General features: G+C 31.4%; 11 protein-coding genes. 6 read left to right on the forward strand and 5 right to left on the reverse strand.

The genetic code is table 11. The features are described 5' to 3' along the window. Positions 1-212 precede the first annotated feature (212 nt). Together PQF96_RS17885 and uvrA are read right to left on the reverse strand one after the other, a co-directional pair. Positions 213-902 (reverse strand): LOG family protein, encoded by a 690-nt coding sequence (locus tag PQF96_RS17885; RefSeq protein ID WP_109437575.1) that lies wholly within the window; start codon positions 900-902, stop codon positions 213-215. A gap of 12 nt (positions 903-914) precedes the next feature. Next, entirely contained in the window at positions 915-3,755 is a 2,841-nt protein-coding gene (uvrA, locus tag PQF96_RS17890; RefSeq protein WP_109437574.1) for an excinuclease ABC subunit UvrA, read from the reverse strand. A gap of 265 nt (positions 3,756-4,020) precedes the next feature. Between uvrA and PQF96_RS17895 the strand changes: the two genes are divergently transcribed. Then, a complete protein-coding gene (locus PQF96_RS17895) occupies positions 4,021-4,548 on the forward strand; it encodes a hypothetical protein (protein WP_109437573.1) in 528 nt (175 codons plus the stop codon). A 47-nt stretch (positions 4,549-4,595) separates the two neighbouring features. Here PQF96_RS17895 and PQF96_RS17900 read toward each other — a convergent pair whose 3' ends face one another. After that, positions 4,596-5,297, reverse strand: coding sequence for a hypothetical protein (locus PQF96_RS17900; RefSeq protein WP_109437572.1), 702 nt, complete (start codon positions 5,295-5,297; stop codon positions 4,596-4,598). A gap of 250 nt (positions 5,298-5,547) precedes the next feature. Here PQF96_RS17900 and PQF96_RS17905 point away from each other — a divergent pair, with 250 nt between their 5' ends. Further along, the gene (locus tag PQF96_RS17905; RefSeq protein WP_160114267.1) at positions 5,548-8,364 is read left to right on the forward strand and encodes a tetratricopeptide repeat-containing sensor histidine kinase; all 2,817 of its coding nucleotides are present in this window, start codon (positions 5,548-5,550) and stop codon (positions 8,362-8,364) included. 26 nt (positions 8,365-8,390) lie between these two features. On the opposite strand, the gene aroB is transcribed toward PQF96_RS17905, so the two are convergent. Next, positions 8,391-9,461: a 3-dehydroquinate synthase gene (gene aroB / locus PQF96_RS17910; RefSeq protein WP_109437570.1), complete on the reverse strand. Its 1,071-nt coding sequence runs from the start codon at positions 9,459-9,461 to the stop codon at positions 8,391-8,393. Positions 9,462-9,629: 168 nt separating this feature from the next. Between aroB and PQF96_RS17915 the strand changes: the two genes are divergently transcribed. The 4 genes from PQF96_RS17915 to PQF96_RS17930 all read left to right on the forward strand — a co-directional run bounded on the left by PQF96_RS17915 (position 9,630) and on the right by PQF96_RS17930 (position 12,270). Next, positions 9,630-10,802, forward strand: coding sequence for a proline dehydrogenase family protein (locus PQF96_RS17915; RefSeq protein WP_109437569.1), 1,173 nt, complete (start codon positions 9,630-9,632; stop codon positions 10,800-10,802). 71 nt (positions 10,803-10,873) lie between these two features. After that, positions 10,874-11,251 (forward strand): VOC family protein, encoded by a 378-nt coding sequence (locus tag PQF96_RS17920; protein WP_109437568.1) that lies wholly within the window; start codon positions 10,874-10,876, stop codon positions 11,249-11,251. A gap of 34 nt (positions 11,252-11,285) precedes the next feature. Beyond that, positions 11,286-11,855 carry a pentapeptide repeat-containing protein gene (locus PQF96_RS17925; protein ID WP_271767671.1) on the forward strand — a complete coding sequence of 190 codons (570 nt, stop codon included), beginning with the start codon at positions 11,286-11,288 and terminating at the stop codon, positions 11,853-11,855. Positions 11,856-11,874: 19 nt separating this feature from the next. Then, complete coding sequence (locus PQF96_RS17930) at positions 11,875-12,270, forward strand: ribosomal maturation YjgA family protein (RefSeq protein WP_271767672.1); 396 nt, start codon at positions 11,875-11,877, stop codon at positions 12,268-12,270. Here PQF96_RS17930 and PQF96_RS17935 read toward each other — a convergent pair whose 3' ends face one another. Continuing rightward, the gene (locus PQF96_RS17935) at positions 12,271-15,609 is read right to left on the reverse strand and encodes a VCBS repeat-containing protein (RefSeq protein WP_271767673.1); all 3,339 of its coding nucleotides are present in this window, start codon (positions 15,607-15,609) and stop codon (positions 12,271-12,273) included. Positions 15,610-15,779: the final 170 nt, after the last annotated feature.

The raw sequence follows: 15,779 nt of genomic DNA on the forward strand, positions 1-15,779 counted from the left end.
TAGTCAACGCAAAAAAAACAATTATGAAATTATATAGTCTCTTAATATTCAATTCTTAGATTTAATAAAAAGTGCTTTTAACAAATAGAACAATTATAAAACTCACTTTATATACGAGCTGGATTTAAATTGTTTTTAAAAAAGCTATGCCTTAATATGTGATTATTTGTGTTAATATTCAATTTAAGTAACTCATTTGATAATAAAATGTTTCAGAAGTTTGGACTTAAATTATATTCTCCATAGAATTTATCTAAGATATCTAATACTTCTTTGGGGGTATCTACAACATGAATAAGATCCAAGTCTCCCGGACTTATGTTGCTAAACTTTTCAAGTAATGTACTTTTAACCCAATCAATAAGTCCCCCCCAAAACTCAGTACTTACTAATATAATAGGAAATTTTGCAATTTTTTTAGTTTGTATTAATGTTATCGCTTCGAATAACTCATCTAATGTTCCGAATCCACCAGGCATAACTACAAATCCTTGAGAGTATTTCACAAACATTACCTTTCGAACAAAGAAGTAATCAAAATCTAGGCTTTTATCGCTATCGATATATGGATTATCATGCTGTTCAAATGGTAATTCAATGTTTAGTCCTACAGAAGTTCCACCTCCTAAATGAGCGCCTTTATTTCCAGCTTCCATAATACCAGGGCCACCACCAGTAATTACTCCATATCCTTGATTTACAATTTCTTTGGCAACATCTACAGCTAGTTGGTAATATTTATCGTCTACTTTTGTACGTGCTGATCCAAAAATTGAAACACAAGGTCCAATTTTACTCATTTTTTCGAATCCATTTACAAATTCTCCCATGATCTTGAAGATTGCCCAGGAATCATTGGTTTTTATTTCGTTCCAACCTTTATGGTGTTGTTCTTTTCTCATAAATCGTATGCTTTAATTTAAAACGCCTAGTTCTTTCTTTAAAAACTTAGCAGTATAACTCTTTTTATCTTTTATAATTTCTTCTGGAGTACCTTTGGCTACAACTTTTCCTCCGTTTTTTCCTCCTTCATAACCAATATCTATGATATAATCAGCCATTTTAATTACATCAAGATTGTGCTCTATAATGAGGACTGTATTTCCTTTGTCTACCAATGTATTCAATACATCCATTAGTACTCTAATATCTTCAAAATGTAGCCCTGTAGTGGGTTCGTCTAAGATATAAAATGTATTACCAGTATCTCTTTTGGATAATTCTGTAGCCAGTTTGATACGTTGTGCTTCTCCACCAGATAAGGTAGTGGATTGTTGGCCCAAGGTAATATATCCTAAGCCAACATTTTGTATAGTTTTTAATTTTCTGAAGATCTTTGGAACATGTTCAAAAAATAAACATGCTTCATTAATAGTCATTTCTAGTACATCTGAGATGGATTTACCTTTGTAACGAATTTCTAAAGTTTCTCTATTAAAACGTTTTCCTTGGCACGTTTCACACTCTACATACACATCTGGGAGGAAATTCATTTCAATAACCCGTAAGCCTCCTCCTTTACAAGTTTCACATCTTCCTCCTTGTACATTAAAGCTAAAACGCCCAGGTTTATATCCTCTGATCATTGCTTCCGGAGTTTTAGCAAATAAGCTTCGTATTTCAGAGAAAACTCCGGTATATGTGGCAGGATTAGATCTTGGAGTACGACCAATTGGAGATTGGTTGATATCAATTACTTTATCAGAATGTTCAAGCCCTTTTATGCTTTTGTATGGCATTGGTTTTTTTACTCCGTTAAAATAATATGCATTTAAGATAGGATAAAGCGTTTCATTGATAAGCGTAGATTTACCACTTCCGGAAACTCCGGTTATTGCAACCATTTTTCCTAATGGGATGTCTATAGAAACATTTTTTAGATTATTTCCTGTTGCTCCTTTTAGTGAAATAGTTTTTCCATTTCCTTTTCTTCTTTTTGCAGGTATTTCTATTTGTTTTTTACCACTTAGATAGTCAGCTGTTAATGTATTGTGAAGTTTTAAATCCAGAGGAGTACCTTCGCTAATAATTTCGCCTCCATGTTTTCCTGCTAAAGGTCCTATATCAATAACATGATCGGCACGTTCGATCATATCTTTATCATGTTCAACAACTATAACAGAATTGCCTATATCCCGTAATTGAATTAGAGAGTTGATTAATTTTTCGTTGTCCCTTTGATGTAACCCAATACTTGGTTCATCAAGAATATATAAAACTCCTACTAATTGAGAACCTATTTGAGTAGCAAGACGAATACGTTGAGCTTCTCCTCCAGAAAGGGATTTACTACTTCTGTTAAGAGAAAGATAGGTAAGACCCACATCAATCAAAAAACGAAGTCTGGCATTAATCTCTTTTAATATTTCTCCAGATATGGCTTTTTGTTTTTCGCTTAAGAGCTCAGGAAGTGCTATAAACCATTCTGAAAGCTCTATGATATCCATTGCAGCTAATTCTGCGATATTCTTTTCATTAACTTTAAAGTATAGTGACTCTTTACGTAATCGTGATCCTTCGCATGTTGGGCACTGCACATTGTCCATAAAATCTTTTGCCCATCGTTTTAAAGAAGTGGAGTCATTATTTTTATAGGTGTTTTCTATAAAAGTAGCTATGCCTTCAAAGTCAATTTTATATTCTCGTGTTACCCCTAAGGTTTTACTATCTATGCTAAACTTCTCTTTTCCTCCATGAAGAATAATTTCCATTGCATCCTCTGGGATTTTATGTATTGGATCGCTGAGTTTAAAATCAAAGCGTTGAGCTATTAATTCTAACTGTTTAAAAATCCAATTATTCTTTTGTGGCCCTTGTGGAGCTAACCCTCCGTTTTTAATAGATAAAGAATCATCGGGTATTATTTTTTTTAGGTTAACCTCATAAAGATTACCAATCCCATTACATTTTGGACATGCTCCTTTTGGAGAATTAAAGGAAAAGTTATTGGGTTCAGGATTTGGATATGATATTCCGCTAGAAGGACACATTAGATTTCTACTAAAGAAACGAGCTTCTTTAGCACCTTCTTCAATAACCATTAAAACATCATCACCATGATACATTGCGGTATTGATGGTTTCCATTAGACGTTTTGAATTATCTTGACCTTCTGTAATCATTAATCGGTCAATTACAATCTCAATATCATGAGTTTTGTACCGATCGAGTTTCATTCCTTTGGTAATATCCTTGATTTCACCATCTGTACGAACTTTTACAAATCCTTGCTTAGCGATTTGTTCAAAAAGTTCACGATAATGTCCTTTTCTTGAGCGTACAATGGGAGCTAGAATATTTATTTTTTTTCCAGTGAAATCTTTTGTTATAAGGTTTTGGATTTGCTCATCACTATAGCTTACCATTTTTTCCCCAGTATTATAACTATATGCATCACTTCCTCTGGAAAATAACAGTCTTAAAAAATCATAAATTTCTGTGATTGTTCCTACTGTACTGCGAGGGCTTTTACTTGTTGTTTTTTGTTCTATAGCGATGACAGGAGAAAGTCCATCAATTTTATCTACATCAGGGCGTTCTAGGCCTCCCAAAAATTGTCTTGCATAGGCAGAAAAGGTTTCTATATATCGTCGTTGCCCTTCTGCATAAATAGTATCAAAAGCCAAAGACGATTTTCCAGAACCTGATAATCCGGTAATTACTACTAATTTTTCGCGAGGTATGGTAACGTCAATGTTCTTTAAGTTATGAACCCGTGCTCCTAAAACCTCAATATTTTCTTCTGATGCGACCATAAATTTTAAACCAAGATTGCAAATGTAGTTATTTGAGAGCGTTTTGTAAAATAGGTTTAGTTTCAGTTTTGTTAATTGAATCTTATTTTTTTAAAGAGAAGCAAAATAATCGCAATACGACTGATGTTGAAGAAGAAAAAGTATCAAAATTTAATTTCATTATATACAAATGAGTTGGTAATCGACATTCATTTCCTGGCTTTTTTTGCAGTATTAATTTTTCTAATTAATACTAATCTTACTATTTTTAAAAAAAAATATAATTATGATTTTAGGGATAGGATCCAGAATAAAACATCCAGAATTTGGATTAGGTGTCGTCACTAATGTGACTTCAAAAATGTATTGGGTAACTTTTATTGAAAATGGACTGGAGACCATAGGAGTTGATGATGAATATGAAGTTATAGAGGGGGTTGAAGATGAAGTAGATACTGTGAGTTTTAGCGAAGTAGAGAAGGCCTTAAGAGATATTTTAAAACGATATAGTGATGTTTCAGAAATTATTCCTATTGCTGATAAATGGAAAGGGGGAAACCTAATTTTGCAACCAGGAGATCAGAATCTGTCATCAAAAGAATTACCTATAGATAAATTCTTTCATAAAATAGTTATGGTGAGAGATAGGATCAGGGTTATGGAACAAAAAATTAATAGTTCAAAACTTGATGATCAAGATAAAATAGATTTACAACAATATATTACAAGAATTTATGGTAGTTTAACAACATTCAATGTGCTATTTAAGAATAAATCTCAGCAATTTGTTGGGGATAGTTCTAAAAATAAATAAGCACTAAAATGATCACATTACTTAATGGAAAAAGTTTTGTATATTTTTTAATCGTTCCATGCTTTTAGATTGGTTATTGGAATTCCAAAGCCTAATAGTTTGTGTTGTTGAGAGAGGTGCGCTCCGCTATCTGTGTCTATCCAGTTTTCCCATGTGGCTTCAATACCACCTATAGGAATTATAGAAACCCACATTTTATAACTAATAGGACGATAATTAGAATCAACTTTCCATAAATAAGAATCACCGGGAGTTGTACCACCAGAGGAATATGTTACTAATAACCCTTTGGAGTTATCTTTTAATGTAATTAATTGTCGAGTAGTTTTTTTGTCGAATAATTTATGGGGAGCAACTACCCAAAATGAATCATTGTTAAAATTTGCAAGGGCTTTTTTTATAATTTTATCCGAGAAATGCTCAGGATTTACAAGCTTATTTCTTTCTGGGTGATCAAGATCAAGAATTACTTTATGTCCATCATAATCTACTTGTACTGTGTTCTTTCGTTTGTCCCAGATATAGTGATTTTTATTTCTAAAAGTCCATTGTAAATAATCTGTTTTTATATATTGATCATGTTTGACAGCATTTTGAATTTTTAATGCAAAATTATCAGCCTTAATTCCTGCTTCACCTTCAGGAAGTTTTTCGTGTAAAGAAAAATATAAAGTGGCAATTGTAATAACGATCAAGGCAAGAATACTTAATACTAATATTTTAAAAAGCTTTATAAGTTTTTTTCTCAATGGATAGTGGTTTAAAAATAGTTTTATATTCTATTGATATTATTACAATAACAGAAACTTAATGTACTAGAATATAAATTTCTGCCAATTTAGTGAAATACTAAAAATAATATTGGTTTTTTAAATTAACTTTATTTGATTCTAAATGTTTTAGCACTAATGTGGTTTACCGTATTTTAAATATAGTTTTTAGGTTTTAGTTAACAATTTTTTTATTTTAGCTAAGCTTCCTATAAATGCCCCTATTGTTTTGAAAAATATTTTTAAGCTACATTTCTTTGTTATTTTGTTTTTTGTATCTGCTATTTCACTTCCTGCGATTCAAGCACAAAAACGTAATGTTATTGATAGCCTCAATTCTAGATTGGCAAATTCTAGTGGTGAAGATCGTGCTTCTACATTATTAGCCTTGGCTAAGGTTTACCAAAATAAAGATCAAAAAAAGACAATTAAATATGCAGAAAGAGTAATAGAATTAAGTGAGAAAATAAATGATCAGGTAAATATTGGACGAGCACATACGTTGATTGGTGATGCATATATCATTACAGGTAAGTATAAAGAATCTGCTAAGCATTTTGAGATTGCAAAAACTATCTTTTCTACGATTAAAAGTGAAAAAGATGAAGCGAACTTATATAGGTATATGGGAGAATTATACCTTAAAACTCATGATGACCAAAATGCTAAAGAATATTATCATAAAAGTTTAACAATTTGTAAAAAAATAAATGATACCGATGGAATTGCCTGGAGTATGAATGGACTTGTTGAAATTTATTCTGATGATGGAAAAAATGAAAAAGCCAAATCTTTTGCTGAAGAAGCATTAAACTTTGCAAAAATACTTAATGATAACAATCTACAGATTAACCTGCATGCAAAAATTGCAGATTTAATAGCTAAGCAAAACGGTAGTATAGAAGAGGTAAGTAGACATCACGAAAAAGCACTTTCAATTGCAAAAAGAATTGATAATCCCAGAGCAATTAGTGGTATTACTATGCGTAGAGCATTGTTTTTTAGTAGAAGAGGTAAATATGATGAAGGTCAAAAGTATTATTTAGAAGCTTTAAAAGTTTGCCAGAAGCATGGATATTATAAAAACATTATTAATATATATACCAATTTAGGGATAACTGCTCTTATTGTTAAAGGAGATTACCAAAAGTCTTTGGAGTATTTTGGTAACGCTTTGGAGATCTCAAAACAAGTAGAGGATCAAGAAAATGAAGCTAGTCTTCTGGGTATGTTGGGAGCTGTACATATAGAGCAAGGTAATTATCAAAAAGGGATTGAACTTTTGTATGAAAGCCTTGTTTTTTATGAAAAATCAAATGATAAACGCGAATTACCAGGTATTTATAATAATATTGGCGAAGCTTTTTTTCTATTGAATGATTATAAGATGGCTGAAGAAAATTATAAAAAGTCACTGGCTATTTTCAAAGAAAAGAATAGGGTAACAGGAATGATGGTTGCAAATTTAAATCTAGGCAGAACCAAAGTCAAACAAAAAGAATTTACTACCGCTATATCATATTTGGATCAGGTTTATAATGAGTTTGATGAAAATACAAGCCCTAGACAAATTCTACTTTATTATGATGCCATGGCAGAATGTATGCGTAGCCAGGGTAAAAATACTGAAGCTCTTACTTACCTCAATAAGGCTTTAGAAATGGATAAAGAATTAGGAAAGTTGAAAAAAGTTGCAATAGAATTGTATACTAGATTAGGCATGATTTATTATGAATTGGAAGATTATAAAAAGTCAGAACATTTTTTTCAGAAAAGTTTAAAGCTTTCACTTGAAACAAAATCCCGAACCGAAATTCAGAATAATTATTTTTGGCTATCTAAATGTTATGAAAAGTTAAATGAACATGAGAAAGGATTATTATATTATAAAAAATATACTTCAATAAAGGATAGTATTTTTAGCCTCAATAAGATTAAACAAATTGCAGATATACAGATAAAATACGATACTGATAAAAAAGAAAAAGAAATTTTACTTCTTCAAAAAGAGAAAGAATATCAAGCTATTTTATTTAATAGTCAAAAAGATGAATTATATAGAGTGAATCTGGAAACAGATTTGGAAAAAGAACGAAAAGAGCGAGATATAATTCAATTAAAAGCGGCACAACGAAAAAGCTTGATTGATCAATTAAATATGGAGAATAGTCTGCAAATTGCAGAAAAAGAAATTCAAAATAATCAAATAAAAATTCAAAAATCACAGTTAGCACGTGAAGCTATTCTTAGAAATATAGCTATAGCAGGAGGGATCCTTGCTTTATTGGCATCTTTCTTTACAATAATGTATTATCGTCAGAGATTAAAAACACAAAAGATAATAGCTAAAAAAGAAATAGAAGCAATAAATGCAAATCATGATGGTAGAGAAAAGGAAAGAGAAAGAATAGCAAAAGAATTACATGATGGGATAGGAGGAAATCTAGCTGCTATAAAATTGGATTTAAATAAACTATCAGGAGTTTCTGATTCTGATCTGCAAACTATAATAAAGAATGTAAATGGAACATATAATGAGGTGCGTGCATTGTCGCATCATTTAATCCCTCCTAAAATTCTTAATAATACGTTTGAAAAATTAATAAACGATTATCTAACCGATTTATCAAAGACATGCACTTTTGCAATACATAATGATTTCTTTCCTCCGTCTGGGTTTAATCAACTCGAGGATACAATAAAAATCGAATTATATAGAATCACTCAGGAATTAATGAGTAATATTATTAAACATGCATATGCAGAGAGAGTAGATTTACAATTCACAATCCTGGATGAAACGATTAAGCTTATCATTGAAGATGACGGAATTGGTTTTGATGTGGAAAAGTCCTCAAAAGGAATAGGGTTAAGTAATATCTCTTCGAGAACAAAAACATTAGGCGGTACTATGTATATTGATACGTTAAGAAATAGAGGAACTGTAATAGAAATTAATATACCATTTATAGAGAAAAAGGTTATTGCAAAACGTAATCTACTTAAAAGGTCTGTTTCACAGTTTCTTAATGTTATAAATTTTTAAATCAAATTTTATAATGCCATTAAAAATTAGAGTGAAGCATAATATCCAAAGGATTTAAGTATTAGTTCGTCTGATGCGGTGCAATTATATTTTGCTTCTCCAATTGCAGATAATAAAACAAAATAAATATTTCCTTTTTCATTCTTTTTATCATGAATTAGTAAGTCCATAATGTCTTGATATGTATTAGGGTCAATATCTATTTTTGGGAATGTAGCCAAGATCACCTGACTAATATATTCAAGATCATTAAAAGATAAGGATAGTACCTGGGTAGAAAGATATGCTTCCATTATCATCCCTATGGCTATAGCTTCTCCATGTAATAGTGTGGTTTTTTCGGGATGTGTTAGATAAAACGATTCTATAGCATGTCCCAGGGTATGCCCGAAATTTAGGTACTTTCTAATGTTTTGTTCTGTAGGATCTTCAAAAACAATTTTATTTTTAATAACAACAGAATCATAAATCATTTGATCTAAATCTTCAAAATCCAGTTGTGATAAATCACTTATTTTTTCCCAATATTGACGATCTTGTATAAGTCCATGTTTTAACATTTCTGCGAATCCACTACACATTTGGTTAACTGGTAATGTTGTAAGATATTCGGTATCTATTAAAACCATTTCAGATTCACTAATCACTCCGACCATATTTTTCAAATTTCCTAAGTCAACACCTGTTTTTCCACCAACAGAGGCATCTACCATAGCCAATAATGAAGTTGGGATATTGATATATGTAATTCCCCTCTTATATGTACAAGCTATAAAACCACCGATATCAGTAATTACACCACCTCCTAGGTTAATCATTAGACTTTTGCGATCCATACCTAACTCTGATAGTGCATTCCATATACCACTACAAGTTTCAATAGTTTTATGAATTTCACCGCTTTCTATTTCAATAACTTCAATATCATACTCTTTTTCGATTTTACTCATAAATAATGATAAACAATATTCGTGTGTATTGCTATCTACAAGAATACAAATCTTAGAATGATTAGCTTTTTCTAAATAATTGTTTAACGTAGTATAACATTCCTGACCAAAAAAAACGGTTGAATCTTTTGAAACTATGGGCTTCATATATGGGTGAATTAATGAGAGGCGAAATTAAGTAGAATTTGCAAAAAAATAAACTCGCAAGTTCTATATTTGCAGATATCCTAAAATAAGCAATAAGGATTGATGAAAATCAATCATATTTTTAGTAATATATCTTCTGGACTGAAGATTCTTAAAAATTAATTATTAATGAGTCAAAATAACTTGTTCGACAATACAGAAACAGCCTTTGCTTTGAAGAGTGATTCAGAGCTGGAAAGAGCATATTTTCTTTTTAAAATGATTTCTAATGAACCTTTGGTTAGAATAGGTACAGCTGTAACAAATTTTGCAATAAAAGCACATCTACCAGTTCAGGGATTGATAAGAGCCACTGTTTTTGATCATTTTTGCGGTGGAGTTAGTGAAGAAGATTGTTTATCTGTAGTTGATAAGATGTATGTTAAAAAAGTATGTTCTGTACTCGATTATTCTGTAGAAGGAAAAGAAGAAGAAACTCAGTTTGATGCGGTGCTAGAAAAAACATTAAAACTTCTCGAATTTGCCGATGAAAAAGACGCCATGCCTTTTAGTGTATTTAAACCTACAGGATTTGGGCGCTTTCTAATTTGGCAGAAGAAAACAGAAGGAACAACATTAACTTCAGAAGAAGAAAAAGAATGGGAGCGTATCGAGGAACGTTTTGATAAAGTATGTAAAAAGGCATACGATTGCGATGTAGCACTATTAATTGACGGAGAAGAAAGTTGGATGCAGGACGCTGCAGATGAATTGGTTGCCAGAATGATGCGCAAATATAATAAGGAAAAGGCTATTGTTTATAACACATTGCAATTATATAGACATGATCGCCTAGAGTATTTAAAACGTTTGCATGAAGAAGCAAGGGTGCATGATTTTAAAATAGGAGTTAAAATCGTTCGAGGCGCATATATGGAAAAGGAAAATGAACGCGCTAAAGAAAAAGGATATCCAACACCTATTTGTAAGGATAAAGAACATACAGATCAAAATTTTGACGAGACGATGACCTATATTCTAGAACATCTTAATGATATTTCGGTTTTTATAGGAACGCACAATGAAGAAAGCAGTTATAAGGCTATGGAATTGATGACAAAACTAAATATTGACAAAAATGATTTTAGAGTTTGGTTTGGCCAGCTCTATGGTATGAGTGATCATATAAGTTTCAATCAAGCGGCAGAAGGATATAATGTTGCAAAATACTTACCTTTTGGACCTGTACGAGATGTAATGCCCTATTTAATACGAAGGGCAGAAGAAAACACATCTGTTGCCGGCCAGACAAGTAGAGAGTTAAATTTATTGTCACAAGAAAAGAAACGAAGAAAGTTATAGGCAAAAATGTATTAGGCTTATAATTTTCAGTTTATTTTTATGTTTTGTAAAACTTAAGAGATTATCTGAAAATGAATTTAAATCAAATTACTGTACCTTCTCTTGATCTAGAGAAATCAATTATATTTTATAAAAAATTAGGATTACGTCTTATTGTAGAATCGCTACCGCATTATGCGCGTTTTGAATGTGTAGAGGGTAATGCAACATTTTCTATACATGAAGTTGAAGAATTACCAAAAGGAGATGGGGTATATGTTTATTTTGAAACCGAAAAATTAGATACAGAAGTACAACGTCTTAGTAAGGAGGGACTTGAGTTTGATCAGTTACCCACCGATCAACGTTGGCTTTGGCGAGAGGCAAGATTGAAAGATCCAGATGGGAATCAAATTATTTTATACTTTGGTGGAGATAATAGAAAAAATCCACCCTGGAGAATAAATTGAGAGTTCAAAGTATTATTCCCAAAGAGCCTAAATAATGAGCAATTCAATTCTAGATCAAACTTTCAACAATAAAAATTTTTCAGGACAAAAGTTACCTGCCAGAGAATATGACAATTGTATTTTTTTTAATTGTAATTTTTCTGATACAGATCTGTCTGTAATTACTTTTTTAGAATGCAAATTTGATCGTTGTAATTTTAATAACGTAATGATGAAAGAAACTTCTTTTCAAGAAGTAGTTTTTACAGAATGTAAAATGCTGGGAGTAGACTTTAGTACGTGCAATGATTTTTTATTTACCATAGAATTAGATCATTGCAATCTCGAATATGCCTCTTTTTATGGATTTAAACTAAAGAATACAATATTTAGAAGTTGTAACCTCAAAAGAGCTGATTTTACAGAAACTAACCTTACAGGTTCTGTATTTGCAAACTGTGATTTAGCAGAAGCTTTATTTGAAAGGACCATTGCAAGTAAAACAGATTTTAGATCGGCTAAGAATTATAACATTAATCCAGAATCTAATATGCTTAAAAATGCAAAATTTAGTGCTTTAGGTTTACAAGGGTTATTAATGAAGTATGATTTGGATATTGAATGATCCCAAAAAAATAAAATGTATGATGTTTAGATTTCATAAAAAATACTTTGCTTTAACAATTCTTGTGTTTTTAATAGAAGTATGTATTGCGATGTATATAGATGATGCTATTATTCGACCTTATTTTGGAGATACACTTGTTGTGCTTCTTTTGTACTATGGAGTTAGAAGTTTTTTTGATATCCATCCAAAAACAGTAGCAATAGGTGTGCTTTTATTTTGCTATCTCGTCGAAATCATGCAATACTTTCAAATAGTTATTATTTTAGGACTACAAGAATCAAAATTAGCCAGAATTATTATTGGAAGTTCTTTTTCGTGGTTTGATATGATCGCTTACACTTTAGGATTTATCTTAATACTTTGGTTAGAGAAAATAAATGTTTTTAGTATGTTCTCTACAAAGCATTCATAATTATAATTCATTTTTGAATATATCAATTGAATCATTGTTATTTGCTACTATAATCAACTTACCTCTTGCTGTTTTAATGGATACCATATGCCTAACGTCTTTATCAGCAAAAAAACCAGACTTCAAATTTGAAAGAAGAGAAAATTCACCTTTACTATCACCTTTTAAAAAAGAACCAATTCCTGCATCTGCTCTAGTAGTTTCTACCTCTGACTGGTAATTATTGCCAGCTAAGACCAAATCCTTTATTCCATCTCCATCAAAATCATCAAACAAAATACTATTAATCGGAGACTGTTGAACTTGTTGAGGAAAAGGGGAGAAGGTATAATTGTTATCTCCTTTATTCAAAAATATGCCCGAACGAAATTCTACAGCTTCATAGTGCAAAGCAGATTCTAGACCTTTCCCCAGGATACTATTGAGATCACCATTTGCAAATTCATTATATGTTGGAATTTTCCTCGCTAAATGTGGAATTTGTTGTGCAGTACATACTTTTCCTCTTACAGGAACTTTTTTATCATTATAATATTTTGCCAAAATGATATCTTCATTTCCATTAAAATCAAAATCATGAGTATATACATGAAAAGGCTTTTCTTTAGAGGCATGAAATTTATAGTTTGTTCCCAGGTTTCCTGCTATAATATCTTGATCTCCATCATTGTCAACATCTGAAACTAATACAGTATTCCACCAACCCGTTGTAGTTGACAGGGTTTTATACTGAGTACTTTTTAAAAGTTTATTTTTTGTGTTGATAAAGATTTCAATTCCCATCCATTCTCCAGTGACTATTAAATCTAAGGCGTTATCTCCATTAATATCTGTCCATACAGCATCAGTGACCATTCCTATTTGTTCCAGTTCTGGAGCTAATTCTTGTGTTGCACGACTAAATGTACCTTTGGTATTAATCAATAAATAACTTATAGGTGAATATGGATATTTTCCTGGTATAACACGTCCTCCAACGAATAAATCAATATCTCCATCGTTATCATAATCAGCTGGAACGACAACAGATCCGGCGGTTATTACTTCTGGAAGTGCTTGCGTTGTTTTTGAAAAATTTCCATGGCCATCATTTAAATATAATCTGTCCTGTAATAATTTAGGGTTCTTACTAAACTCATAACTCCCACTCACAACATAAAGGTCTTGATCTCCATCATTGTCAGCATCAAAAAATGAAGCTCCGACATCTTCTCTTTGTTTATCGCTTACAAAATCTTTTACAGGTATATGCTTAAAACGATTGTTCTTTTGTCCGATTAAAAGAGTACCGGGTTGTTTATGAGCTCCACCGATATAAATATCTTCTAATCCATCATTATTGACGTCGCTTTTTGCTATTGCTGGTCCGGTTTGAGAAAGTTTATGAGGTAGCAATATCTGTAAATCATAATCATTAAATGGTTGTTCTGTATGATTATAACTAGATGCTATTTTACTAAAAAGTGTAGTGTTAGCTATCTTTTCGGGTGAAGTATTGTTTTCTTTTATAAGTGATGCATCTATATAATTCACTTTGATGGTCTGATTTGCATTTGCACTTACAATTTCTTGTTGTTTTCCATCTGGCCAAAGGATATCGATTTTTGCAATAGAGTCATTTTTTTGAAAGCCGAAATGTAAAACATTTGAAACAGAAGATAAAAAACCTCTTGTATTTATAAGTTGACGAGATTGTTTGTTGTTGTTTATGAAATGAAGTTTTACTGTTGTACCGACTCCAAATTTATTTTTTTCTGGCCCTTGTAACTCAACTTTAAGAAAACTACCGGTTTTTGTTTGTATAGCGTTATTTTTAAGTACTGTAGCTTTATCATTTATATTATTGACTACTATATCAAGATCTCCATCGTTATCTAGATCTGCATAAGTTGCACCATTTGAAAATGTGGGTATGCTATCTGCCCATTTTGCTGAAGTGTTTTCAAAAGTATGATCTCCATTGTTTTTAAAAAAATAATTTGTTAGTTTTTGCTGAGGTAACATCTGAGCAAATTTTAAAAAATCTTCTGGAGATGGTTTTCTATTATTGTTTCTTAATATCTGAAGGATTTCATTATTCTTATCTCGGTCAATAACATCTCTATATACACCATTAGTAACATAGATATCGTTATAACCATCTAGGTCAAAATCGGCAGATAATATAGACCAACTCCAATCAGTATTTGCCATACCGGCCATATTTGCTATCTCACTAAAGGTGGAATTACCGTTATTAAGCTGAAGCATATTATGCATATATTGATGGTGATATCCATTCTTTGTCATCGCTTCAAATTTTGCTATAGAAGTCATCGCCATAGTGGTTTTGGATCGTACATAATCCTCAGGATTCATGTCTAAAGTCATAATATCCATCAACTCATCGTTATTGATATCTGCAATATCACTCCCCATGCTATTAAATGACATATGTTTAAATAGTTTGTCTTTAGACTCTGTAAATGTGCCATCGGTATTATTGATGTACACCAAATCGGGGACATTAAAATCATTGCAAACGTATATATCTTGCCAACCATCATTATTAAGATCTCCTACTTGTGGATTTAGACCAAACCCAATGTCGTATAGAAGCCCTGCTTTCTCAGAAACATCAGTAAAATGACCTGTTCCATCATTGTTATATAACCTGTCGCACCCTTTAAGGGTAAGTGTTTTAGAATCTTTTTGTACAGCATTAAGATCGATTACTTTAGCTCTACTAGTGATATCAGGAGTATTAGAAATGTATACATCAAGATCATTGTCATTGTCATAATCAAAAAATGTAGCTTGTATTGTTCTATTTGCATCAGCTAACCCAAGTTCTTCAGCTTTTTCAGTAAAAGTTATTTGTCCTGAGCTTGTAGATGGACCGTTATTAATATAAAGCATATTGGCAAATGCATTATTTTCATCTTGCCACCCTCCACGAGAGATATAGATGTCCAGAAAACCATCATTATTTACATCGGCTATAGTTACCCCGGTATCAAATCCTTTTCTTTTTTCTATACCGGATGTTTTGGTAATATCTTCAAATTTAAAATTCCCTTTATTTATATAAAGTTTGTTGTCAGATGTATTTGAAATAAAAAATAAATCTATTAGTCCATCATTATTAAAGTCTGCTGAGGCAACACCTCCTCCAATATAAGTATACATATATTGATAATAATTAGACTCTAAAGTTTCTGTTAATGTATTTTCAAAATCAATACCAGATTGATCAGGAAGAATAGAAGTAAAGAGTTTTTTTGTTTCTGTATTTTCTTTTGATATAGAATTGTTTTCTGATTCTGAACAAGAGGTATAGAAAAGACAAATTACTCCCATCAGAGCTATAGTTCTTAAATATTTTGATGAGTACAATTTTATATCCAAAATTTTCATAGTGTAGTAGTATCTTCAGCCTGATTTATAATGGTTGTTGTAAAATACACAACGGTAAAACCGGTTAAAACTTCACCGTTGTGTTTAAAAATAATTAATTCAGTTTGTTTAAC

The organism is Aquimarina algiphila, from assembly GCF_947494415.1.
Classification (GTDB): domain Bacteria; phylum Bacteroidota; class Bacteroidia; order Flavobacteriales; family Flavobacteriaceae; genus Aquimarina; species Aquimarina algiphila.

Coding starts and splice junctions, on each gene's coding strand:
- aroB (WP_109437570.1), bottom strand. CDS start 9,461: ATGAAGCCCATAGTTTCAAAAGATTCAACCGTTTTTTTTGGTCAGGAA.
- uvrA (WP_109437574.1), bottom strand. CDS start 3,755: ATGGTCGCATCAGAAGAAAATATTGAGGTTTTAGGAGCACGGGTTCAT.
- PQF96_RS17920 (WP_109437568.1), top strand. CDS start 10,874: ATGAATTTAAATCAAATTACTGTACCTTCTCTTGATCTAGAGAAATCA.
- PQF96_RS17895 (WP_109437573.1), top strand. CDS start 4,021: ATGATTTTAGGGATAGGATCCAGAATAAAACATCCAGAATTTGGATTA.
- PQF96_RS17935 (WP_271767673.1), bottom strand. CDS start 15,609: ATGGGAGTAATTTGTCTTTTCTATACCTCTTGTTCAGAATCAGAAAAC.
- PQF96_RS17930 (WP_271767672.1), top strand. CDS start 11,875: ATGATGTTTAGATTTCATAAAAAATACTTTGCTTTAACAATTCTTGTG.
- PQF96_RS17925 (WP_271767671.1), top strand. CDS start 11,286: ATGAGCAATTCAATTCTAGATCAAACTTTCAACAATAAAAATTTTTCA.
- PQF96_RS17885 (WP_109437575.1), bottom strand. CDS start 902: ATGAGAAAAGAACAACACCATAAAGGTTGGAACGAAATAAAAACCAAT.
- PQF96_RS17915 (WP_109437569.1), top strand. CDS start 9,630: ATGAGTCAAAATAACTTGTTCGACAATACAGAAACAGCCTTTGCTTTG.